The sequence below is a fragment of the uncultured Microbacterium sp. genome, assembly GCF_963521695.1.
GTDB lineage: Bacteria > Actinomycetota > Actinomycetes > Actinomycetales > Microbacteriaceae > Microbacterium.
Genome location: NZ_CAUQWC010000030.1, coordinates 1 through 20,892, shown reverse-complemented (window position 1 = coordinate 20,892; position 20,892 = coordinate 1). Strand labels below are relative to the sequence as shown.

At 70.9% G+C, this 20,892-nt stretch carries 24 protein-coding genes; 9 read left to right on the top strand and 15 right to left on the bottom strand.

Translation table 11 applies throughout. The annotated features are described in order from the left end of the window. The coding region (locus RWP81_RS03970; RefSeq protein ID WP_314452478.1) for a lytic transglycosylase domain-containing protein at positions 1–808 on the top strand (808 nt) is incomplete at its 5' end. 225 nt (positions 809–1,033) lie between these two features. Here RWP81_RS03970 and RWP81_RS03965 read toward each other — a convergent pair. The 8 genes from RWP81_RS03965 to RWP81_RS03930 all read right to left on the bottom strand — a co-directional run bounded on the left by RWP81_RS03965 (position 1,034) and on the right by RWP81_RS03930 (position 9,325). Continuing rightward, the gene (locus RWP81_RS03965; RefSeq protein WP_314452474.1) at positions 1,034–2,731 is read right to left on the bottom strand and encodes an AarF/UbiB family protein; all 1,698 of its coding nucleotides are present in this window, start codon (positions 2,729–2,731) and stop codon (positions 1,034–1,036) included. A 52-nt stretch (positions 2,732–2,783) separates the two neighbouring features. Next, positions 2,784–3,362 carry a PadR family transcriptional regulator gene (locus tag RWP81_RS03960; RefSeq protein WP_243222714.1) on the bottom strand — a complete coding sequence of 193 codons (579 nt, stop codon included), beginning with the start codon at positions 3,360–3,362 and terminating at the stop codon, positions 2,784–2,786. Between the two features lie 90 nt (positions 3,363–3,452). Further along, positions 3,453–4,361 (bottom strand): phospholipase, encoded by a 909-nt coding sequence (locus RWP81_RS03955; protein ID WP_314452471.1) that lies wholly within the window; start codon positions 4,359–4,361, stop codon positions 3,453–3,455. 376 nt (positions 4,362–4,737) lie between these two features. After that, positions 4,738–6,417, bottom strand: coding sequence for a glucose-6-phosphate isomerase (pgi, locus tag RWP81_RS03950; RefSeq protein ID WP_314452469.1), 1,680 nt, complete (start codon positions 6,415–6,417; stop codon positions 4,738–4,740). Positions 6,418–6,480: 63 nt separating this feature from the next. Then, positions 6,481–7,206 (bottom strand): CoA pyrophosphatase, encoded by a 726-nt coding sequence (locus tag RWP81_RS03945; protein ID WP_314452467.1) that lies wholly within the window; start codon positions 7,204–7,206, stop codon positions 6,481–6,483. Between the two features lie 48 nt (positions 7,207–7,254). Next, positions 7,255–7,914, bottom strand: a complete 660-nt coding sequence (locus RWP81_RS03940) for a G5 domain-containing protein (protein ID WP_314452465.1) — start codon at positions 7,912–7,914, stop codon at positions 7,255–7,257. A 164-nt stretch (positions 7,915–8,078) separates the two neighbouring features. Beyond that, on the bottom strand, positions 8,079–8,321 hold the full coding sequence (locus RWP81_RS03935) for a twin-arginine translocase TatA/TatE family subunit (RefSeq protein WP_314452463.1): 243 nt from the start codon (positions 8,319–8,321) through the stop codon (positions 8,079–8,081). 17 nt (positions 8,322–8,338) lie between these two features. Then, on the bottom strand, positions 8,339–9,325 hold the full coding sequence (locus RWP81_RS03930; protein ID WP_314452461.1) for a 3,4-dioxygenase subunit beta: 987 nt from the start codon (positions 9,323–9,325) through the stop codon (positions 8,339–8,341). 192 nt (positions 9,326–9,517) lie between these two features. Here RWP81_RS03930 and RWP81_RS03925 point away from each other — a divergent pair, with 192 nt between their 5' ends. Beyond that, a complete protein-coding gene (locus RWP81_RS03925; RefSeq protein ID WP_314452459.1) occupies positions 9,518–9,829 on the top strand; it encodes a hypothetical protein in 312 nt (103 codons plus the stop codon). 146 nt (positions 9,830–9,975) lie between these two features. Here RWP81_RS03925 and RWP81_RS03920 read toward each other — a convergent pair whose 3' ends face one another. Beyond that, a complete protein-coding gene (locus tag RWP81_RS03920; RefSeq protein ID WP_314452457.1) occupies positions 9,976–10,803 on the bottom strand; it encodes an SDR family NAD(P)-dependent oxidoreductase in 828 nt (275 codons plus the stop codon). A gap of 203 nt (positions 10,804–11,006) precedes the next feature. Here RWP81_RS03920 and msrB point away from each other — a divergent pair, with 203 nt between their 5' ends. Both msrB and msrA read left to right on the top strand, forming a co-directional pair. Next, entirely contained in the window at positions 11,007–11,465 is a 459-nt protein-coding gene (gene msrB, locus RWP81_RS03915; RefSeq protein ID WP_243500540.1) for a peptide-methionine (R)-S-oxide reductase MsrB, read from the top strand. A gap of 38 nt (positions 11,466–11,503) precedes the next feature. Beyond that, the gene (gene msrA, locus RWP81_RS03910; RefSeq protein WP_314452454.1) at positions 11,504–12,058 is read left to right on the top strand and encodes a peptide-methionine (S)-S-oxide reductase MsrA; all 555 of its coding nucleotides are present in this window, start codon (positions 11,504–11,506) and stop codon (positions 12,056–12,058) included. A gap of 48 nt (positions 12,059–12,106) precedes the next feature. Here the strand turns inward: msrA and RWP81_RS03905 are convergent, their stop codons facing one another. The 3 genes from RWP81_RS03905 to RWP81_RS03895 are packed head-to-tail and all read right to left on the bottom strand — an operon-like array spanning position 12,107 to position 14,300. Beyond that, positions 12,107–12,604, bottom strand: coding sequence for a GNAT family N-acetyltransferase (locus tag RWP81_RS03905; RefSeq protein ID WP_314452452.1), 498 nt, complete (start codon positions 12,602–12,604; stop codon positions 12,107–12,109). Continuing rightward, positions 12,601–13,896 carry an NAD(P)-binding protein gene (locus RWP81_RS03900; RefSeq protein ID WP_314452450.1) on the bottom strand — a complete coding sequence of 432 codons (1,296 nt, stop codon included), beginning with the start codon at positions 13,894–13,896 and terminating at the stop codon, positions 12,601–12,603. Before RWP81_RS03900 ends, RWP81_RS03905 begins: the two co-directional genes overlap by 4 nt. Further along, positions 13,893–14,300 carry an arsenate reductase ArsC gene (locus tag RWP81_RS03895; protein ID WP_314452448.1) on the bottom strand — a complete coding sequence of 136 codons (408 nt, stop codon included), beginning with the start codon at positions 14,298–14,300 and terminating at the stop codon, positions 13,893–13,895. Before RWP81_RS03895 ends, RWP81_RS03900 begins: the two co-directional genes overlap by 4 nt. Here RWP81_RS03895 and RWP81_RS03890 point away from each other — a divergent pair. Then, positions 14,299–14,751, top strand: a complete 453-nt coding sequence (locus tag RWP81_RS03890) for a metalloregulator ArsR/SmtB family transcription factor (RefSeq protein WP_314452446.1) — start codon at positions 14,299–14,301, stop codon at positions 14,749–14,751. The genes RWP81_RS03895 and RWP81_RS03890 overlap by 2 nt on opposite strands. 49 nt (positions 14,752–14,800) lie before the next feature. Beyond that, positions 14,801–16,036 carry an NAD(P)/FAD-dependent oxidoreductase gene (locus tag RWP81_RS03885; RefSeq protein ID WP_314452443.1) on the top strand — a complete coding sequence of 412 codons (1,236 nt, stop codon included), beginning with the start codon at positions 14,801–14,803 and terminating at the stop codon, positions 16,034–16,036. A 118-nt stretch (positions 16,037–16,154) separates the two neighbouring features. On the opposite strand, the gene RWP81_RS03880 is transcribed toward RWP81_RS03885, so the two are convergent. Genes RWP81_RS03880 through RWP81_RS03870 form a run of 3 tightly spaced genes read right to left on the bottom strand, consistent with a single transcriptional unit; the run spans position 16,155 to position 18,395 of the window. After that, complete coding sequence (locus RWP81_RS03880) at positions 16,155–16,655, bottom strand: GNAT family N-acetyltransferase (RefSeq protein ID WP_314452441.1); 501 nt, start codon at positions 16,653–16,655, stop codon at positions 16,155–16,157. A 19-nt stretch (positions 16,656–16,674) separates the two neighbouring features. Continuing rightward, positions 16,675–17,628, bottom strand: a complete 954-nt coding sequence (locus tag RWP81_RS03875; RefSeq protein ID WP_314452438.1) for a membrane dipeptidase — start codon at positions 17,626–17,628, stop codon at positions 16,675–16,677. Between the two features lie 2 nt (positions 17,629–17,630). Further along, entirely contained in the window at positions 17,631–18,395 is a 765-nt protein-coding gene (locus RWP81_RS03870; protein WP_314452436.1) for a sulfurtransferase, read from the bottom strand. 117 nt (positions 18,396–18,512) lie between these two features. Here RWP81_RS03870 and RWP81_RS03865 point away from each other — a divergent pair, with 117 nt between their 5' ends. The 3 genes from RWP81_RS03865 to RWP81_RS03855 are packed head-to-tail and all read left to right on the top strand — an operon-like array spanning position 18,513 to position 20,765. Beyond that, entirely contained in the window at positions 18,513–19,319 is an 807-nt protein-coding gene (locus tag RWP81_RS03865; RefSeq protein ID WP_314452435.1) for a glycosyltransferase family 2 protein, read from the top strand. Next, the gene (locus RWP81_RS03860; RefSeq protein ID WP_314452433.1) at positions 19,316–20,149 is read left to right on the top strand and encodes an endonuclease/exonuclease/phosphatase family protein; all 834 of its coding nucleotides are present in this window, start codon (positions 19,316–19,318) and stop codon (positions 20,147–20,149) included. Before RWP81_RS03865 ends, RWP81_RS03860 begins: the two co-directional genes overlap by 4 nt. Before the next feature lie 40 nt (positions 20,150–20,189). Then, complete coding sequence (locus RWP81_RS03855; protein ID WP_314452431.1) at positions 20,190–20,765, top strand: hypothetical protein; 576 nt, start codon at positions 20,190–20,192, stop codon at positions 20,763–20,765. The last annotated feature ends 127 nt before the right edge of the window (positions 20,766–20,892 follow it).

The following is a 20,892-nucleotide window of genomic DNA, read 5'->3' as shown; positions in this document are numbered from 1 at the left end:
CGCCTCGACGACCACGCCGACCGCCCTCACCGCCGCCCGTGGTCCCGAAGTCGCGGAGGCGCGCGCCGCCCAGACCACCGCCGCCGGTTCCCTGCAGGCCGCGTCGAGCGTGCAGGCCGACATCGCGGCATCCGGGCTCGACATCGGTCAGCCCGCGACCGTCGACACCGACGCGCTCGAGCAGGCCACGGAGCGCCTGCAGGCGGCCGCTGTGCTGCCGGCGACGTTCCTGCCCGACTTCGCCGACGATGTCGAAGCCGCGACCGCGACCGTCGACCAGCGCGTCGCCGAACTGCGCGGCAGCCTCGACGCGGCCGTGGCGAAGAAGGCCGAAGAGGAAGCAGCCGAGAAGGCACGCCAGGAAGCGGAGGCGTCAGCTGCCGCCGCCGCGGAAGCGGAAGCCGCCGAGCAGGCCGCCACGGAGCAGAGCACCTCGACGTCGTCGTCGAACGGCGGCGGGTCGTCGGTGCCGTTCGCCACGGGCGGCGGGACGGGCGACAACAGCCCCGCCGGCGCCCAGGCGACCGCGCGCGGCATGCTGGCCGGCCGCGGCTGGGGGGACGACCAGTTCAGCTGCCTCGTCTCGCTGTGGAACAAGGAATCGGGCTGGAACTACCAGGCCTACAACGCCAGCAGCGGCGCCTTCGGGATCCCGCAGGCGCTTCCGGGCAGCAAGATGTCGTCGGCCGGCGCAGACTGGCAGAGCAATGCGACCACCCAGATCTCGTGGGGCCTCGGTTACATCTCCGGCCGCTACGGCGACCCGTGCGGCGCGTGGAGCCACTCGCAGGCCCCCGGCTGGTACTGATCCGCCGACCGGTTGAAACGACCGGTCGACGCAGGACGACGAGAGCGCCGTCCCGGACATTGTTCGGGCGGCGCTCTCGTCGTCATCGCTGGGTCGTTGTCGCTGGATCGTCGCCGCTGGGTCGTTCTCGTCGGGACGGTCCGGCCGAACTCCTCTTCGGCACGACGGAGTCTCGCCTCATGGCCAGATCACCCCGTCCATTGGCGACGACGAGCGCCCGATCGGTCAGGCGCCGTTGCGACGGGCGATGACGCCCGCGAGCAGAGCGTGGGACAGGGGCGCGAGCGACACCACCATGAGGATCGTGCCGATCACCGCCTGCTCGGCCTGCAGCAGCACTCCCCCGATGAGCAGTCCCGTGAACAGCACCGACGACACCACCCGACGGACCATGCGCTCGAGATCGCGCATGCGGCGTTCGATGCGGGGCGTCTCGACGGCAAGAGACCCCTCCTCGAGTCGGGAGATGAGGTTGTCGGCGCGGCGCGGCAGGCGCGCGGTCACAGCCGCCACGGCCCCGACCTCCCGCACGAGAGCCTGGGCGGTATTGCCGCTCTCTTCGCGGATCAGGCGCTGTGCATAGGGCTCGACGGCATCCCAGATGTTGAAGGCGGGATCGAGCGAACTGCACATGCCGCTCGTCAACGACATGGCGCGGACGATCAGGAGGAAGTTCTCGGGCAGCTGGAAGGGCAGGGCGCGCACGACGTCGCCGAACTCGATGGCGAAGGCGCGGAACTCTCGCGGATCGACCTCTTGCAGTTCGGCGAACCCCATGCCGCCGAAGCGCGAGAAGAGCTGGGTCATCGCCCGTTCGAGCTGGATCGTGTCGGCCGACGGAAGCAGCACACCGACGTCGCGGATCCCATCGACCAGGCCCTTGCCATCGCGCGAGGCCGCGGCGATGAGGACGCGCCGAAGACCCCGTCGAAGGCCCAGCGGAACGTCGCCCATCATGCCGAAGTCGATGAAGGTGAAGCGCCAGGCCGGAGGGCCGGCATCCGTCGTCGAAGACAGCGGAGTGACGAAGACGTTGCCGGGGTGGGGATCGGCGTGGAAGAAGCCGTCGTCGAACAGCTGGTCGAACATCACCGCGGCGAACCGCGCGGCGACCCCGGACGGGTCGATGCCGGCGGCTCGGAGCGCGTCGACGTCGTTGATCTTGATCGCACTGACGTCTTCGAGGGTCAGGACCCGGCGGGTCGTGCGCTCCCACACGACGTCGGGGACGGCGACCCCGTCTTCTCCCCCGAAGTCCGCGGCGAACCGCTCGGAGTTGGAGGCCTCGTGGAGGTAGTCGATCTCTTCGAGGCTGGTCACGGCGAATTCCTCCACGAGGGAGGGCATGTCGACGCGGTCGCGCACGAGCGCGACCTTGCTCAGCCAGACCCCGACCTTGCGGAGGGCGCGCAGATCCACGTCGACTATGCGATCGATGTCGGGGCGCTGGATCTTCAGCACGACCGCGCGCAGGCCCGTCTCCTCGGCCAGAGCGTCGGTGAGCACGGCGCGATGCGCCTGTCCGAGCGAAGCAGCGGCGAGGGGTCGCTCATCGACGCTCGCGAAGGCCCGCTCCAGCGGCATCCCGAGTTCGTGCTCGGCGCGGGCGCGCATCTGGGCGAACGGGACCGCGGGTACTTCGTCTTGAAGGCCCTCGAGTTGTTTCGTGATCGAGGGCGGCAACACGTCGAGACGCGACGACATGAACTGCCCGACCTTGATCATCAGGCCTCCGAGGTCGACCGCCAAGACGTGGAAGCGCTGCGCGATGCGCTCGAGCCGGCGGGTCCGACCCCGGGCGGAGATCCACCCGAGGCCGAACCGCGGCAGGAAGAGCTCGTACCACCACGCCTGCACGAGATAGCGGGCGGCGAAGCGCGTGATGCGCCGGTAGCGGGCCTTCATGAGGGCGTCGTCGGTCATCGGATCTCCTGGATGCCGACGGGCGCCGAGCCCCCGTCGCTGTGGGGCGGCCTCACCCCTGGGCGAGGATGGAGTAGAGCTTGCGGCGAGCCTCATCGAGGATCTCGACCGCCTGCTGGACCTGCTCTTTGTCGCCCGTGCGTGCGACCTGGGCGGCGGCCTGCGCGAGTTCGACCCCGGCCTTGGGGAGCGCCGTCATGCGGCCGCTGTCGCGCGAGCCCGCGGACTCCCAGGGTGCGGTGCGCTCGGTGGTCTCGTCGCCGGCCGCGGCGCGGCCCTCGGCGGTGAGGGAGTAGGTCTTGCGACCGTTGGACTCCTCGGCCTGCACGAGGCCTTCGTCGGTGAGCAGCTGGAGCGTGGGGTACACCGAGCCGGGGCTCGGCTTCCACGAGCCGCCGCTGCGCTCTTCGATCTCGCGGATGATCTGGTAGCCGTGCATCGGCTGCTCGAGCAGGAGCGAGAGCACCGCCGAACGGACGTCACCCTTGTTCATACGGGGCGTCGAGCTGGTCTTCTGCTCGAACTGGGTGCGCAGTTGCTCGAGACCCTCGAGGATGTTGGACATCGGCCAGCCGGGGGTGTTGTTGCCACCGCGTCCGCCGAACGCGTCTCCTAGGAATGAACCACTCATGACGACCTCCTTCGCGCGAACCCGATTTGAGTCAGCGATACATAACGATATATCGCTGACGTAGTCGCGGGGCGGTCGCTGGGCGGATTCTCAGTACCAGTTGACGGACTGCGAATGGCCCCACGCGCTGCACGGCGTGCCGTATCCGCGGTCGATGTAGTCCAGCCCCCACGCGATCTGCGTCGCGGCGCTGGTCTGCCAATCGGCGCCGAAGGTCGCCATCTTGCTGCCGGGGAGGGCCTGCGGGATGCCGGTGGCGCCGCCGTCGTTGTTGTAGGCCTGATAGTTCCAGCCCGACTCCTTGTTCCACAGCGACGACAGGCAGGAGAACTGATCGCTCCCCCATCCGTATTTCTCGGAGGCCAACTGAGCGGCGTACGCCCGCGCACCGTCGGGGGTGTTCACCCGCGCGAGCGCTTCGGCGGCCTCCGCCTGACGCTGCACCTCGGCAGCGGCGGCGGCCTCCGCCTGACGCTGCGCTTCGGCGGCGGCGTCCGCCGCGGCCTTGTCCGCCTTGGCCTGGTCGAGGCTGGCCTGCACCTCGGCAGCGCGGGCACTGACGCGTCCGACCTCGGTCTGCGCGTTCTGGCTGAGTGCGGGCACGAACAGCACGGGGAGCAGGTCCGTCGAGTCGAGGCGGTCGACGGCGTCTTCGAGGGCGGCCGTGTCGATGGAGGCATCGCCGATCGACAGCGCAAGGCCGGTCGCGGCGACGTCTGCGCGCACGGTTTCGGCGCGGGAGAGGGCGGAGGCCGCGTCGGTTCGCGCCGCGGTCGCGCCGGTCGTCACGGCATCCAGGGTCGGGGCGCTCGCCACCGGGACGACGGTGCCGGGGGCGGAGAACGAGGATGCCGATGCATCGGGGACCGAGAGCGGGGCGGCAGCGGCGAGGCCGGTCGTGGCGACGATGCCGAGTGCGAGTCCGGCGCACGTGGCGGCGGTGAGCAGAGTGCGGCGGGCGCGATGGACGTGCAGGAGTTTCACATCAGAACGGAGCAAGGAGCATTCTTTCGTCGGGGCGCGCTCGTCGGGATCGAGCGCGGTCATGTGTCGTTCGGGTCGACACAAGTCCCCGAGTGTGCGGGCCGCTTCTGAGCGTTATCTCTTCGTTACCTGGGCAGCCCGTGTGAGCCGCGCGTCGAGCCCTCCGCGCACCGGAGGTGGTCGTCGTCGCGGATCCGCGCCGCCCGCGCCCCCTTGCCCGACGGCGCGATCAAGCCCTTGACCGGGGATTTTCAGCGACCGGTCGACGAGACGAGACGCGGACGATTCGGGTCGTCACCCTCGCACTCCGCGATGCACGACGGGCCGACCCGAGGAGGGGGAGAGAATCCTCGGATCGGCCCGTCGTCACGGCCTCAGCAGCCCGCCACCATCAGGAGCGGTGCGCGCGGTAGTACTCGAGCAGCGCCCGCGTGGATGCGTCTTGCGCGTCGAGCGCGGCCTCATCGCCCTCGATGGCCGGCGCGATCTGCAGGGCCAGCTGTTTTCCGAGCTCGACCCCCCACTGATCGAACGAGTTGATGCCCCAGATGGTGCCCTGCGTGAAAGTGATGTGCTCGTACAGCGCGATGAGTTGACCGAGCACCGAGGGGGTGAGCGAGGGCGCGAAGATCGACGTCGTCGGACGGTTGCCCGGGAACGTGCGAGCGGCCACGAGGGCGCCGGTGGTGCCCTCGGCCTCGACCTCTTCGGCGGTCTTTCCGAACGCCAGCGCCTTGGTCTGGGCGAGGAAGTTCGCCAGGAACAGCCCGTGGACGTCGCGGCCATCGTCGGCGAGCGGGTAGGCCGGGTTGACGAAGGCGATGAAGTCGGCCGGGATCAGCCGCGTGCCCTGGTGGATGAGCTGATAGAAGGCGTGCTGACCGTTGGTCCCCGGCTCGCCCCAGAACACCTCGCCCGTGTCGGTGGTGACCGGGGTGCCGTCCCACCGCACGGACTTGCCGTTGGATTCCATCGTCAACTGCTGGAGGTAGGCCGCGAAGCGGTGCAGTTGCTGCGCGTAGGGCAGAACCGCGTGCGATTGCGCACCGAGGAAGTTGGTGTACCAGACGTTCAGGAGCCCCATCAGGACCGGCACGTTCTCGGCGATCGGGGTGGATGCCACGTGCTCGTCGACCACGTGGAAGCCGGCGAGGAGTTCGCGGAACGCCTCCGAGCCGAGCGTGATCGCGAGTGACAGGCCGATGGCGGAGTCGACGGAGTAGCGCCCGCCCACCCAGTCCCAGAACCCGAAGGCGTTGGCGGGGTCGATCCCGAAGGCCTCGACCTTGTCGAGCGCCGTCGAGACCGCGACGAAGTGGTGGGCGACGGCGTCGGTGCGGGCGGCATCCGAGTCATCGATGACGCCTGCGGTCGCGAGCTTCTCCCACAGCCAGTCGCGCGCGAGGCGGGCGTTGGTGAGGGTCTCGAGCGTGGTGAACGTCTTGGAGGCGACGATGAAGAGCGTGGTCTCGGGGTCGAGGTCGGCGGTCTTCTGCGCGATGTCGGCGGGGTCGATGTTGGAGACGAACCGCGCGTTGATTCCGGCGTCGGCGTAGGGAAGGAGCGCCTCGTAGACCATGACCGGGCCGAGGTCGCTGCCGCCGATGCCGATGTTGACGACCGTGGTGACCTTGTTGCCGGTGACTCCGCGCCATTCTCCCGACCGCACGCGCTCGGCGAAGGCGCTCAGGCGGTCGAGCACCTCGTGCACGTCGTGATCGACCTGCTGGCCGTCGACGACGAGGGCCGGCTCGGCGCCGCCCGGGCGGCGCAGCGCGGTGTGCAGCACGGCGCGGTCTTCGCTGGTGTTGAGGTGGGCGCCGCGCCGCATGTCGGCATAGCGCTCGGCGACGCCGGTCTCTTCGGCGAGCGCGACCAGGGCGTCGAGCACGTCGGCGGTCACGAGGTTCTTCGACAGGTCGACGTGGAGGTCGCCCACGGTGCGCGTGAGCGCGCGCGTGCGGTCGGCGTCGGCGGCGAACCAGCCGCGCAGGTCGGGCTCGAATGCGTCCCGGAGCGCGGTGAGGCGGGACCAGGCGGCGGTGGTGGTGGGATCGATAGGCGCAGTCACGTCACCCACGCTAGCGACCCCGGGGTCTCGACACGCGACCGATGACGAAGACGGGGGCGCGCGCTAGGGACGGGGTGGCTCGGGAGGAACCGCGGGGTCGGCGACCACCGGCTCCGGGAGGGGGATCTCACGCGTCGCATCCCACGCCTCGGTCCAGCCGAGCCGGTCGAACAGGCCGTCGAGCAGCATCGCCGTGAAGCCCCACACCGTCTGCCGTCCCCGCGCCAGGTCGAGCGCGAAGGCGGGTCCGCGCCACTCGCGGCCGTCACGCCGAATGACCGTGACACCGCGACCGGCGGGGTCGAGGAGGTCGGCGACCGGCGCGCGGAACACTTCGGCCGACTCCGCCGCATCGACGGCTCGGACCGGCGTGGGACGCGTCCACCACCCGACGACCGGAGTCACCTCGTGGCGGGAGAACGCCAGCGGCACCGGCTCGAGCGTCCCGAGCACCTCGACGCCGTCGGGGTCGAGACCGGTCTCTTCCTGTGCCTCTCGCAGGGCGGCGGCCACGGCATCCCGATCTCCCGGATCGACGCGACCTCCAGGGAAGGCGACTTGTCCGGGGTGGGCGCGCAGCGTGCTCGCGCGCGCCAGGAGAAGGACGTCGAGATCGCTCGGGACGTGTCGCGCGGCGCGTTCGCTCGGGATGCCATCGAGCACGCCGAACAGGATGAGCACCGCCGCGGCCCGCGCCTCGCCCTCGACCGGCGCCGCGCGCAGCGCCGGGGACACATCGCCCAGCCCCCGGGCGAGGAGATCTTCGAGCTGCGCGCGGGGAGACGACATGGATCGAGGCTAGCCCGCCGCCCTCGACCGTCCGGGCGTCCGAGCCCCCTAGCGGGAGCCGTTGCAGGCCAGGCCGTCGCCGTCGCCGTCGAGTTTGTAGATGTCGGAGCCGACCACCCGGGCGACACCGTCGAAGTAGGACGGGCCGTTGCCCTTTCCACCCGCACAGTCGACGTCGGAATCGATCGGCACGCATGCGTCGGCGTAGTTCGGGTCGCAACCATCTCCGCTGGACGCCGCTTCGACCGGCGCGGGCGGAGGCGGAGCGACGTACGTCCCCCGGGCGGTGACTTCGGAGACCGGCGCCCGGCCGACGGATTCGCTGACCAGGACCCGCTCGGACTCGACCCCGTCAATCGTCGTCACGCGGAAGATCGAGACCTTCTCTCCGTCGACCCCGGCCGTCGACACGAGCGACTGCCCCGACGGCAGGGCCGCGTCATCCACCGTCGTTCGTTCGAACGGCAGGGCGGACGTGACGGTCTGCTCGGACACGACGACGACGGGCGTCGGCGTCGGTGATGCCGAAGGGGACGAGGCCGCGATGCGACGGGCGTCTCCGACGGCGGCGGATTCGGCCGATGGAGCCGGCGAGGAGCAGCCCGCCACGAGCAGCAGCGTCGCGACAACCGCGGTCAGTCCCAGGGCCGTGCGCCCGGGTCGGTCGAGGCGGTGGCGCGCCGAAGTGCGATGGTTCGTAACGGTCATCGTGGTGTTCCCCCCAGAACAGGAGCGACGCGTCCTCGCCTCGCTGATCTTCAGCAGACCAGATCCGGGTGGCGCGCGCAAATCCGACGGCCGCACACATCATGTCTGGCGGGGCGGAGCGCCGATCGCGGGGGCCCGCGGCGGCTTAGCGGGACCCCCGACGCTCACGACCCGTTGGGCGGAGCGAGAACGGACGGGGGCGACACCGATGCGGAGTCCGCGTGCGCGCGGGTGCCGTCGGCCGTGGGAGCCGGGGCGTCCATACCCGGTTCGGCCGCCTCCGTCTTCAGGATGCGGATGGATTGGCCGAAGCTGCGGGCGAGGGCCGGGAGCTTGGCGGCGCCGAAGACGAGGACGACGATCGCGAGCACGACGAGGGCGTGCCAGCCGGTGAGATTCTGCAGCACGGGAGAATCCCTTCCGATCAGCCCCGGCCACCAGGCATCGCGCCCGCGGTCGGGGTCGTGGTGGTGTCGACGCGCACGCCCAGAGCAACCGTCCAGCCGGCGGTGTTGTCGCCCGCGGTCGTGGCGAGCTCCAACGCTCCCCCGTCGTCGCCGAAGACGTTGTCGCTGTCGAGCGACACCCGGGCGAGGTTCGACGACGACGACGGATACCTCCCATCCGCGTACACGACGTCGCACGCGGCTTGCGGGAGGGCGACCTGCGAGGTCGCGATGGCGTTGGACGCGTCGGTGATGGCATCCACGTGGGGATAGACCTCGAAGTGGATGTGCGGCCAGCGGCCGTCGTAGCAACCGGGGAAGATCGAGGTGAACGAGACGACGCCGTCGGTGCCGACGACCTGGACCCCGCGAAGGTACGTCTCGTTCTCGACGCCCGAGGAGTACATCGAGTAACGCCCCTGGGTGTCGCAGTGCCACACGTACACGGCGGCACCAACGAACGGCACATCGCCGCCCGCGGCGTCGAAGATCGTGAGGTTGAGGGTCATCGGCACGCCGTCGGCCGTTGCGCCGCCGTCGAGGCTCGTGCGGAGGTCGCTACGGACGATGCCGGATTGCTCGAGGATGTCGGGGCCGTTCGAGCCGTCCCCGGGGTAGGGGCCTGCCGTCTCGTCGGGGATCTCGCCGGCGGGGAGGGCTGCCGCCGCGCTGGTCGACGAGGCGGAGGGGACCGCCGAGGCCGTCGGGGTCGCGGTCGGCGTGGGGGTGGGGGTCGGGGTCGCGGTGGACGGCGACGTCGTCCCGGTCGCCGCGGGAGTGCAGGCGGCGAGCGCGACGGCGCCCGCTCCAAGGGCGACGAGCCCCAGGACGCCACGGCGCGAGACAAGCGTGCGGATGTCGAACGGCGCCCCCTGGTCGACGACGGGTTCGTCGGCCCGGTCGAGCAACCGGCCCTCGAACGTGGGCCCGTCGGGGGTCATCTCGGTGTCGGGGATCCTGCTCACGGTCGCCTCCGGTGATCGGGGATGGTGTCGATGCACCGAGAGTGTCCGACCCACCCTGCCCGCGGCCTGGGCGTTCCTGTGCGTGAGCTATGCGTGCCGTCGCAGACACCCGCACACCCGCGCTCGTGCCGTTTCGCCGCGGGCGGTCCCGACCCGCGGGTCGCGTGTGAGGATGAGGAAAGGAGGTACGGGATGACCGGAGTACTGCACGCGGTGACCCTCGTCGTGAACATGCCGATCACGAAGATCGACGCCCTGGATGCGATCGCCTTCGCCGCGGACGGCGGCGTGGATGACGCCGGAACCGCCCGTCCCCGCGTCTGGCTCGCCCCGCACGCCTGGGCCGAGGTCGAGATCCCCAAGTTCGCCGATCCCCCGCCCTTCGTGATCGACATCTACTCGGACGTCTCGGGAGCGATCGCGTGGGCGCAGGCGCACCGCCTCCACGACGCGCTCGAACGATTCGGATGGAACGTGAGCCCGCCGCGGGCCGGCGTGCAGTGATCGACGAGAGGGGTGCGCGGCCGCGACTGCTCTCCGTGGAGGCACAGATCGCTGTGGTCATGAACTCAGCGTGCTCGCGCCCCGTCCACACGGCACTCTGACAGCGGCGAACCCCACTTCACCGCAGCGAGGCGACGCCTAGGTGATCAGTCGTCGAGTCCGACGAGGACGGCGCTGCGCTCCCACAGCTGCCGGGCGACCACCGGGTCGTCGGCGGAGCGGTTCGTCTTCGCGGGCTTGTTGTTGGAGTAGAAGCCGCCGGGCGTCCAGTCCAGGCCCGGCTTGCCGAGGGCGAGCCAGGTCAGGCGCGCTCCCCCCACCGAGGTCGATGTCATGAGGCGCTGGGCGATCGGACCGCTGTAGAGGAACTTCCACGGCCCGTCGCTGGTCGAGCCGAAGTTCGAGGCGATCACGCCCGGGTGGAAGGCCACGGCCGACAGCCCCGCATCACCGAAGCGACGGTTCAGCTCTTTGGTGAACAGCACGTTCGCGAGCTTGGCGTTGCCGTAGGCGGCGGTCGAGGAGTACCGGCGCTCCCCCTGCAGATCGTCGATGTCGAACCGCGGGAACAGCCGGGCGGCGGCGCTGGAGGTCTGGATCACCGAAGCCTGCGACTCGACGAGTCGCTCTCGCAGGAGATTCGTGAGCAGGAACGGCGCGAGGTGGTTGACCTGGAAGGTCGTCTCATAACCGTCCTTCGTCAGCGTGCGCTCGCCGAAGACACCGCCGGCATTGTTGGCGAGTACATCGATACGCGGGTACGCCTCGAGGAGGGAAGCTGCGAGCTCGCGCACCTGCGCCAGATCGCTGAAGTCGGCGACGAACGACTCCACGCCCAGAGAGCGGGCGACGCGTGCGGTCTTCTCAGGGTTGCGGCCGACCACGACAACCTCTTCACCGAGCTGCGCGAGCTGTCTCGCCGATGCCGCGCCGATGCCGTCGCTGGCTCCGGTGATGACGATGGTGCGGGTCATGGCATCCTCTTCCTGGTTCGAAGAGGCCACGCTAACCGCGGCGGAGACGAGACGGTCGGGGCTTGCCGCCGGCATCCGTCGCCTCTACGTCGTCGCCTGGGAACTCACAGCGCGCTCACAGGCCCGCGGGACCAAAACCGGCGGGCGAGGCGTTCGATTGAAGGACGCCCACCACCGGACGTCAGGACGAGAGGATGCGAACCGTGAGCACGGAGTACCGGAAGACGTCGGAGGCGCTGGGCCGCCTCACCGACCGCCAGTTCGCCGTCACGCAGGACGACGCCACCGAACCGCCGTTCCGCAACGAGTACTGGGACAACCACGAGGACGGCATCTACGTCGATGTCGTATCGGGACAACCGCTGTTCTCCTCGACCGACAAATTCGAGAGCGGCACGGGCTGGCCGAGCTTCACCAAGCCGATCGACGACGCCGCCGTCGTGAACAAGACCGACCGGACGCTGTGGATGACCCGCACCGAGGTGCGCTCCGCCGGAGCGGACAGCCACCTCGGCCACCTGTTCGATGACGGCCCGCGCGACGCCGGTGGGCTGAGATACTGCATGAACTCGGCGGCGATGCGCTTCGTGCCCGTCGGCGAGCTCGAAGCCCAGGGCTACGGCGCGTACCTCGCCCTGTTCCGCGAGAGTCGCGCCTCATGAACCTCTTCCCCTTCCGCAAGCGCAAAAGGAGCACCACCATGACCAGCGGACCTTCCGACTCCGGCGAGATCACCCGTCGCCCCGGCACCGAGACGGCCGTCCTCGCGGGCGGCTGCTTCTGGGGCGTCGAAGACCTCATCCGCCGCCAGCCCGGCGTCCTCGACACCCGCGTCGGCTACACCGGCGGCCAGAACGAGCACGCGACCTACCGCAACCATCCCGGTCACGCGGAGGCCGTCGAGATCGTCTTCGACCCCTCGCAGACGTCGTATCGCGACATCCTGGCGTTCTTCTTCCAGATCCATGACCCCTCGACCCTGAACCGCCAGGGCAACGACGTGGGCACGAGCTACCGCTCGGCGATCTTCCCGCTCTCGCCCGAGCAGGAGAAGGTCGCGCGCGACACGATCGCCGACGTCGATGCCTCGGGCATCTGGCCGGCGAAAGCCGTCACCACGATCGAGCCCGAGGCGCCGTTCTGGGAGGCCGAACCCGAGCACCAGGACTACCTCGTGCGCATCCCCCACGGCTACACGTGCCACTTCGTGCGCCCCGGCTGGGTGCTGCCCAAGCGCGAGCAAGCCTCGGCGTAGGCGATGAACGAGGGCCCGGATGCCATGGCATCCGGGCCCTTCGTCGTGCTACTCGACCAAGGGGCTGCGCCTCTCGATCAGCACCGTGTCGCGCCAGACGCCGGCAGCGTCGCGGGCGATGCGCTCGCGTACGCCGACGGTTCGGAATCCGTGGCGTGCGTGCAGGTCGAGCGAGACGCGGTTGTCGGCGAGGATTGACGACTGGATCATCCAGATGCCGGCTGATTCCGTCGAGCCGATGAGCGTCTCGAGCAGCAGGTGACCGATCCCGCGGCCACGAGCGTCGGCCTCGACGTAAACCGAGTGCTCCACGACTCCGCGGTAGACGGGCCGCGACGACACGGCCGAGACGGCCGTCCAGCCCACGACCCGGTCGTCGACGATTGCGACGAAGCGATGCGGGGCCAGCTTCCCGCCATCGAATTCGCGCCATGTCGGCGGTGGCGCCGTCTCGAAGGTCGCGCGACCGGTCGCGATGCCCTCCGCGTAGATGCGGTGCACCTTCGACCAATCCGCCTCGACGAGGAGGCGCAGCGAGACGCTCACGCGCAGCAGGACCCCGCGTCGGTCGTGCAGACGCCGGTCTCGGGCAGCACAAGATCGACCTGCCGCGCCGCCGCCCGGTCGCCGGCGAGTTCCGCCGCGATCGAGCGCACCTGCTCGTAACCGGTGAGCATCAGGAACGTGGGCGCCCGCCCGTACGACTTCATACCCGCGAGATAGAAGTCGGGCTCGGGGTGCGTGAGTTCGGCGAGCCCGTGTGGCGGGACCGAGCCGCACGAGTGCAGGTTCGGGTCGATCAGCGGGGCGAGGGCCCGCGGTGCCTCGATGACCTCATCGAGCCCCACGCGGATCTCGCGCAGCATCGTCAGGTCGGGACGGAATCCCGTCGCGTTGACGACCACGTCCACGTCGAGGGCGAACGCCTCGCCCGCACGGCGGCCGCTGACGCGCACGCCGTCGCCGGAGAGCCGCACGTCGTCGATCTCGAACGAGGCGATCTGCTCGACACGACCGTCGGCCACCAGGTCGTGGAGCGCCGTGCCGAGGCGTCCGCGTGCCGCGAGGTCGTCGGCGGCGTCGGCGGTCAGACGCGCGGTGCCGTCACTGCGTACCGCCCATGACACACGCGTCTTCGGCTCTTCCTCCGCGAGCGAGGCGGCGGCGATCAGGGTGTTCGCCGCCGAGTGCCCGGCACCGACGACGAGCACGCGCCGACCGGCGAAACGGTCGCGGTCGCGTCCCCGCACGTCGGGGAGCGCCGTCGTCACGCGATCACCGAGGTCGTCGTGGGCGAGACCCGACGCGAGCAGCGACCGCGGCGTGCCCGTGGTGCCCGAGGTGTCGATCACGGCGCGAGCCGTGGCATCCGTCGCCCCCTCGGTCGTGCGCAGCCGCAGCAGGAAGGGAACGGCCGCCCGGCCCACCGACCGCGTGCGGTCCATGCCCAGGCGGGCCACGGCCTCGACGCGGGTGCCGTACCGGATGACGGATGCCAGGGCAGCGGTGCGCGCGAGCGGTTCGAGGTAGCCGTCCACCAGCTCGTCGCCGGTGGGGAGGCCCTCGGCGTCCGGGGCGGTCCACCCGTCGGCCTCGAGCAGGCGACGCGCGGCGGCGTCGACGACGTAGCGCCACGGTGAGAAGAGACGGGTGTGCCCCCATGCGCGAACGGCCGCGCCGGCGCTGTCGCCCGCTTCGAAGACCACGACCGGCAGCCCGCGCTCGATGACGTGAGCGGCGGCAGCCAGACCGACGGGGCCAGCGCCGATGATCGCGATGGGCAGACCCGCGCGGCGATCGCCCTCCAGCCGCGGCGGGACCGTGAGGGTCAGGCTCATACGTCGATCCCGAGCTCTCGCAGCAGCGTGGTCACCCGCGCCTTGATGTCGTCGCGGATCGGCCGCACCTCGTCGAGGCCCCTGCCCGCCGGGTCGGTGAGTTCCCAGTCCTCGTAGCGCTTGCCGGGGAAGATCGGGCACGCGTCTCCGCAGCCCATCGTGATGACGGCGTCCGACGCGCGCACGTCGTCGGTGAGCAGCAGCTGCGGCACCTCGGCGCTGATGTCGATGCCCTCCTCGGCCATCGCGGCGACCGCCGTCGGGTTGAGGGCGTCGCCGGGAGCGCTGCCGCCCGAGAGCACGCGCACGCGGTCGCCGCCCAGGGTGCGGGCGTAGCCGGCTGCCATCTGCGAGCGGCCGGCGTTGTGCACGCAAACGAAAAGGATGGTGGCGGTGTCGGACATGACTCTTCCTTCGGGTCGGGACGAACGGGAACAGCTTGACGTAAGATATCGATCGACGTCAATATTGACGATCGTCGATGTGACAGGGATGATGGATGCCATGACCTCCCGCACCGCCCTGCCCCTGCTCGACGCCCCCTGCTGCGTGTCGTCGGGCGACGCGGCGATGTCCCCCTCCGAGGCGGAGAACCTCGCGAAGACGCTCAAGGCGCTCGCCGATCCGGCGCGCCTGCGGATCGTGTCGATCATCGCCGCACAGGAGGCCGGCGCGACGTGCGCCTGCGACCTGCAACAGCCGCTCGGACTCTCGCAGCCGACGGTCTCGCACCACACGAAGGTGCTCGTGGATGCCGGCATCCTGACCCGGGAGAAGCGCGGCACCTGGGCATACTTCTCGCTCGTGCCAGGCGCCCTCGACGGTGTCGCGGCGGCCATCGCTCCCCGCCGCTAACGCTCGCAACCCCCGGTCCGCCCGGCGCCCGTGTGCATAGGCTCACGGGATGAGCGGATACGACGTGATCGTGGTGGGCGCGGGGCTGGCAGGCCTGCGCTGTGCGACGCAGCTGGCCGAGGCCGGCCGCGACGTCGTCGTGCTCGAACAGGGCGACGCCGTCGGCGGCCGCGAACGCACCGACATCGTCGACGGCTTCCGCCTCGACCTCGGTTTCCACGTGCTCAACCCCGCTTACCCGGCCGTGCAGCGCTGGGTCGACGTCGACGCGCTCGCGCTCCGACGCTTCCCCGTGGCCGTCGGTGTGCGTCTCGACGATCGGCTCGCGAGGCTGGCCCATCCCCTCCGGCATCCGCTGTCCGTCCCCGAGACGCTGCGGAGCGGGCTCGTCGGGCCCTCCGATCTCGCGGCGTTGGCGCGGTGGGCGGGGCCCACTCTCGCGTCGGCGCGGGCGGCGAAGTCCGGCACCGACCGCACGCTCGACGAGGCGTGGGACCGCGCGGGACTCCGGGGTCCGCTCCGCGAGAGCGTGCTCGAGCCGTTCCTCGCCGGGGTGCTGGCCGATGACCGGCAGGAGACGTCCGACGCGTTCGTCCGACTGCTCGTCCGCAGCTTCGCACTCGGGCGGCCGGGAGTCCCCGCCGCGGGAATCGGCGCCCTCCCCGCGCAGCTCGCCGACACCGCGCGCCGGGCCGGCGCCGGCATCCGCCTCGCCCATCGGGTGGTCTCGACCCGGCACCGGGCCCGCGGCTGGCATGTCGGGGTGGAGGGACAGGATGCCATGACCGCCCGGTCCGTGGTCATCGCGACGGGACTCGATCCCTCTCTCGACGTTCCGCTCCCGCGTCCCCGAGGTCTGCAGACCTGGTGGTTCGCCGCCGACCAGGCGCCGACCGACGACGCCGCGCTCCGCGTCGACGGACGCCGACAGGGGCCGATCGTGAACACCGCCGTGATGACGAACACCGCGCGTACCTACGCACCGCGCGGGCACCACCTCATTCAGGCGACGTGCGTGCTGCCCTCCGCGGCGTCGGAGGACGCCATCCGCCGGCAGCTCGCCGAGATCTGGGATGCCGACACCCGGGCGTGGAACCTCTTGCGCCGCGACGACGTCGCCCGCGCCCTCCCCGCGCAGGATCCGCCTCTGCGCCTGCGGCGCTCGGTGCGCCTGGGCGACGGTCGGTACCTCGCCGGCGATCACCGCGACACCGCGTCGATCCAGGGCGCCCTGGTGTCGGGTCAGCGGGCGGCGGAGGCGGTGCTCGCCGACCTGGCGCGGTGAGCCGGGCGGTGAGCCGCACGATGCCCCGAATCCGGACGGTTCGGGGCGGGTTCCGCCCTTCGGGGCGGGTCGATTCCGCCCCGATCGATCGAATCCGCCCCAACCCCGGAAATGCGCGCTAGACCCGCGCGGCCAGTGCGGCCAGCGCATCTCCGGTCACCCGGCGCGTCGTCCACTCCTCCATCGCCTCGGCACCGAGGGCACGGTAGAAGCCGATCGCGGGCTCGTTCCAGTCGAGCACCGTCCACTCCAAGCGCGAGTACCCCTTCTCGACGCACTCCGCGGCGAGCGCGGCCAACAGCGCCACGCCGTAGCCCTTCGCGCGATACTGCTCCTGCACGTAGAGGTCTTCGAGCCAGATACCGTGTCGCCCGGTCCACGTGGAGTAGGTGAGGAACCAGATCGCGATGGCTCGGATGCCGCCGTCGGGACCCTCCACGACGAAGGCGAACGCGCGAGGATCGGCGCCGAACAGCGTGTCGGCGATCATCTCGGCGGTGTTGTCGACGGCATCCGGTTCGCGCTCGTAGTCGGCGAGGGCCTGAATGCAGGCGAGGATGCCGGTCTCATCCCCGCTCCGGGCGGGACGCAGGACGGCGCCGTCGGTGAGAGTGGTCATGGACCGAGGCTACCGAGGCTCAGGACAGCGGATGCCAGCTCTCTCGCGCCACGCGGCGGAAGTTGCCGCCGAGCACCGCGGCGATGTCGTCGTCGCCCCATCCGTGATCACGCAGGTGCGCGCCGAGGCCGACGAAGGTCTCGGGCGGCATCCATTCGACCGGTCCCCACGCGGTGTAGCTGGCGTCGTAGAGGTCGGGGCTCGTCGCGAGGACGTCGCGGAACGTCGGCCAGTCGAACGAGAAATCGGTGCTGACGCCGACGTGCTCGATGCCGACGACCTCGACCGCGTGCTCGAGGTGCCGCGTCATGGCCGACAGCGTCGGGGTGTTGGGCCCGAGGAAGATGCCGACCCCGGTGATGCCGACCACTCCCCCGGTGTCGGCAGCGGCGCGGGCCTGATCGTCGGTGATGTTGCGGGGGTGGTCCCACACCGCGCGCAGGTTCGAGTGGCTGAAGACCACCGGCCTGGTCGACACCGCGCACATCTCGAACGTCGTGCGAGCCCCGACGTGTGAACCGTCGGGCACCGCACCGCGCGCGTTGAGCTCACGCACCAGGTCGCGTCCCCAGGCGGTGAGCCCGTCGTCGACGACGTCGAGGCAGCCGCCGCCCGCGTGGTTCGCGACGTTGTAGGTCGGGGCGACCGTGCGGACCCCTTGCGCCACGAGTGTGCCGACGGCATCCAGGTCTCCGCCGAGCGGGGCGCAGTCCTCGAGGTCGAAGACGACCGCGGTGTCGCCCGCGGCGGCGATCCCGTCGACTTCCTCGACCGAGGAGGCGAGCGCGAGGCCGTCGATGCGCTCGACCTGAGCACGGAACGCGGCGAGCAGCGAGGTCGTGACCGCGGGCCCGTGCGGTGCATAACCGACGTTCAGGGAGACCAGCCCGCCTCCCGCGGGGCGGTAGCGGTGCAGGTCGGTGAGGTCGGCCGTCTCGACGAGCTCGACGCAGGCATGCTGATCCCAGAGCACGGTCAGACGCCGAGGGGCGAGGCGACGGGCGCGGCCGCGCGGGCGGGCGCCAGCCCGGCGTCGAGCGCCTCGCGCCCGTCGAAGACGAAGCAGTCGCCGGTGAAGTGCGCGTCGCCCTGCGCGTCGAACCATCCCAGGATGCCGCCGTCGAGCTGGTACGCCTCCACGCCCTCGGACCGCAGGTACAGAGCCGCCTTCTCGCAGCGGATCCCGCCCGTGCAGAAGCTCACCACGGTCTTGCCGTCGAGGTCGCCGCGGTGGGCGCGCGCCGCATCCGGGAACTGGGTGAAACGCTCGATGCGCCAGTCCAGGGCGCCGGCGAAGGTGCCGTAGTCGACTTCGAACGCGTTGCGGGTGTCGACGAGCACGACCTCCCTGCCGTCATCGTCGGCGCCCCGGTCGAGCCATCGCCGCAGGGTATCGGGACTCACCGCGGGGGCTCGGCCGTCCTGCGGGCGCACCTCGGGCCGGTCCATGCGGATGATCTCGCTCTTCACCTTCACCAGGAGCTTGTCGAAGGGCACGCTGTCCGACCAGCTGTCTTTCGTGCGCAGCGCGGTGAAGCGCTCGTCGCCGCGGAGCTCTCCGACGAAGCCGCGCAGGGGGTCGGCGTCACCGGCGAGGAACAGGTTGATCCCCTCCTCGGCGAGCAGGATCGTGCCCCGGAGGCCGGCGGCGGCCGCGCGCTCGCGCAGAATCACGCGCAGAGCACCGGGGTCGGCGATGCGCGTGAACAGATACGCCGAGACATTGAGGACGGATGCCATGGCATCCACCCTACGAAACCCCGCACGTGCGCCTGTCATCCTGACCAACGGTCGTCAAGCCGGGAAACGCGGGGCGCGCATCGCCTAGCGTGAGAGGACTCGTCCCCGGGAGGAAGCGTGCCTGAAGGCTCTGCGTCGTCGACCGCGACCGTGTCGGTCGTCATCCCCGTCCGCGACGACGGTCCGCACCTCAGGCGTTGCCTCGAGGCGCTCTCCGCGCAGACGGTCGCCGCCGACGAGATCGTGGTCGTCGACAACGGCTCCACCGACGACAGCGCCGGCATCGCCCGCGCCGCGGGGGCGCGCGTCGTGTTCTGCGGCGAACGCGGTATCCCCGCGGCGGCCGCCACCGGGTACGACGCCGCGCGTTTCGATCTCATCCTGCGCCTCGACGCCGACAGCCTCCCCGCGGCGACCTGGGTCGCGAGCATGGTGGAGGCTGTGAGCGAGGCGGGAGTGGATGCCGTCACCGGTGGTGCCGTGTTCCATGACGGCCCCGTTTCCCGGCGCGTGACGATGGCCCGGGTCTTCCTCGGCACCTACCACGCATTCGCGTTCCCCGCGCTCGGGCACACACCGCTGTGGGGCTCGAACATGGCGTTCCGTCGCCGGGCCTGGCTCGCCGTGCGCGACCAGGTGCACCTCGACCCCGAAGTGCACGACGACCTCGATCTGGCGTACCACTTGGGCGTCGGCCACCGCATCCGCTCGATCTCGGGTCGGCACATGCGCGTGTCCTCGCGCACGGTCGAGCCGCGCCGGTTCGCGCGGTGCTTCCGCCGCGGGGCGGGCACCGTGTTCGCTCACTGGCCGACCGACGTCCCCCCGGCGCGGTGGATGCGGGTGTGGCGCGGGCGCCGGCTGCAGGACTCCCGTCCGCTCGAGGTCCGTGCCGTCGACCGCGACGGGGTGGCGCGCGGATGACCGGCATCCTGTTCCCGAACGTGGAGGCCCCCGACCTGCACGTGATGAGCTTCAACATCCGGCGGCGGTTCGAGCGCATCACCTGGCCGTCGGCCGACCGCTGGCCGATGCGCAAGCAGCGTCTGCGTACCTTCCTCGGCGCCAACCGTCCGCATCTGCTCGGTTCGCAGGAGGCCATGCCCGACCAGGCGCGGTGGGTGCAGGAGTCGCTGGGCTCGCAGTACGGGCGCGTGGGCCTCGGGCGCGGCAAGGACCGCGGGGGCGAGGGCACGCCCCTCTTCTACGACCGCGACCGCATCGAGGTCGAGAGCTGGGAGCAGGTCATGCTCTCCGACACCCCCGACGTCCCGGGCTCGACGGGGTGGGGGAACACGATCCCCCGCGTCGCCGTCATCGCCGAGCTGCGCGATCGCGCCACCGGCGCCCGCTTCACCTTCGTCAACACGCACTTCGACGCCTTCTCGCACCGCGCGCGTCGACGCTCGGCCACCTGGCTGCACGACCTCGTCGCCGCTCACCGGGGTCCGCTGCTGTTCACCGCCGACGTGAACGCCCCCGTGCGCTCGCGCGAGCTCCAGGAGATGTTCGCCGACGGGCTGCTCGTGGACACATGGTCGTATGCGCCGGTTCGCCGCACGGCCGAGTGGGGCACGTTCAACAACTACCGGCGCCCCCAGCAGGGTGCACGGAGGATCGACGCGGTGCTGGCGACGGCCGACGTCGGGGTGCGGGCCGTCGGAATCGACCCGCGGCCGACCGGAACGCAGTGGCCGAGCGATCATCTGCCCGTGCAGGCCGTGGTACGCATCCCGGGTGGAGCCGCCCCGTGATCACGCGTGCGACGCGGGAGGGATGCCGATGATCCGAGCCATGTACGCGAACCTGAAGCGCCCGCCGCGCACCGTCACCGACTGGCTGGCCGACGCGGTGCGCGCCACGGCGATCGTGCTCGTGCTGGTGTCGCTGTTCACCCTGCCGTTCACCGACTTCGCCGTGCTGTCGATGTCGCTGCCGGCCGTGATGCTCTCGCGCATGATCGGGCTGCGTTCGGGACTCGACCTGATCACGTGCGTGACGGTGTTCGTTGCCGCCGGCAGCAACGTGCTGGAGCTCTACCGGGCGTGGACGGGGTGGGACCTCATCGTGCACCTCGTCTGCACCGGCGTGCTGGCGGCCGTGGCGCTGGTCCTGCTCGACGACGGGGGCGTCGTCGCCCCGACCGGCCGTCGGCGGACGCCGATCGTGGTCGCCACCATCGCCGGCCTGGCATTGTCGGCCGTGTGGGAGATGGTCGAGTGGTTCGGCTACCGCTTCATCACGGATGCCATCTTCGTGACCTACGACGACACCATCGGCGACATGATGGCGGGCGGCGCGGGCGCGCTTCTCGCCGGGGTCCTGGCGTCGCGCTGGAGACTGACACGCGAGGACCGCGCGAGGCTCTGAAACGCCGGGCCCTGAAGCGGCCGGCCCCCCGGAACAGGCCTCGGCGGCCGATCGAGGCGAAGCCCGGCAGAGACGCCACATCGTCGAGCCGGCCGTTGAGCGCCTCGCGGGCCGGGCTCACGCCCTC

What these genes read in the sequence shown, in the direction of transcription:
- RWP81_RS03965 (WP_314452474.1), bottom strand. Translation starts at nt 2,731, where the DNA reads ATGACCGACGACGCCCTCATGAAGGCCCGCTACCGGCGCATCACGCGC.
- RWP81_RS03960 (WP_243222714.1), bottom strand. Translation starts at nt 3,362, where the DNA reads ATGAGTGGTTCATTCCTAGGAGACGCGTTCGGCGGACGCGGTGGCAAC.
- RWP81_RS03945 (WP_314452467.1), bottom strand. Translation starts at nt 7,206, where the DNA reads ATGTCGTCTCCCCGCGCGCAGCTCGAAGATCTCCTCGCCCGGGGGCTG.
- RWP81_RS03940 (WP_314452465.1), bottom strand. Translation starts at nt 7,914, where the DNA reads ATGACCGTTACGAACCATCGCACTTCGGCGCGCCACCGCCTCGACCGA.
- RWP81_RS03925 (WP_314452459.1), top strand. Translation starts at nt 9,518, where the DNA reads ATGACCGGAGTACTGCACGCGGTGACCCTCGTCGTGAACATGCCGATC.
- RWP81_RS03920 (WP_314452457.1), bottom strand. Translation starts at nt 10,803, where the DNA reads ATGACCCGCACCATCGTCATCACCGGAGCCAGCGACGGCATCGGCGCG.
- msrA (WP_314452454.1), top strand. Translation starts at nt 11,504, where the DNA reads ATGACCAGCGGACCTTCCGACTCCGGCGAGATCACCCGTCGCCCCGGC.
- RWP81_RS03900 (WP_314452450.1), bottom strand. Translation starts at nt 13,896, where the DNA reads ATGAGCCTGACCCTCACGGTCCCGCCGCGGCTGGAGGGCGATCGCCGC.
- RWP81_RS03890 (WP_314452446.1), top strand. Translation starts at nt 14,299, where the DNA reads ATGACTCTTCCTTCGGGTCGGGACGAACGGGAACAGCTTGACGTAAGA.
- RWP81_RS03895 (WP_314452448.1), bottom strand. Translation starts at nt 14,300, where the DNA reads ATGTCCGACACCGCCACCATCCTTTTCGTTTGCGTGCACAACGCCGGC.
- RWP81_RS03885 (WP_314452443.1), top strand. Translation starts at nt 14,801, where the DNA reads ATGAGCGGATACGACGTGATCGTGGTGGGCGCGGGGCTGGCAGGCCTG.
- RWP81_RS03880 (WP_314452441.1), bottom strand. Translation starts at nt 16,655, where the DNA reads ATGACCACTCTCACCGACGGCGCCGTCCTGCGTCCCGCCCGGAGCGGG.
- RWP81_RS03870 (WP_314452436.1), bottom strand. Translation starts at nt 18,395, where the DNA reads ATGGCATCCGTCCTCAATGTCTCGGCGTATCTGTTCACGCGCATCGCC.
- RWP81_RS03860 (WP_314452433.1), top strand. Translation starts at nt 19,316, where the DNA reads ATGACCGGCATCCTGTTCCCGAACGTGGAGGCCCCCGACCTGCACGTG.
- RWP81_RS03855 (WP_314452431.1), top strand. Translation starts at nt 20,190, where the DNA reads ATGTACGCGAACCTGAAGCGCCCGCCGCGCACCGTCACCGACTGGCTG.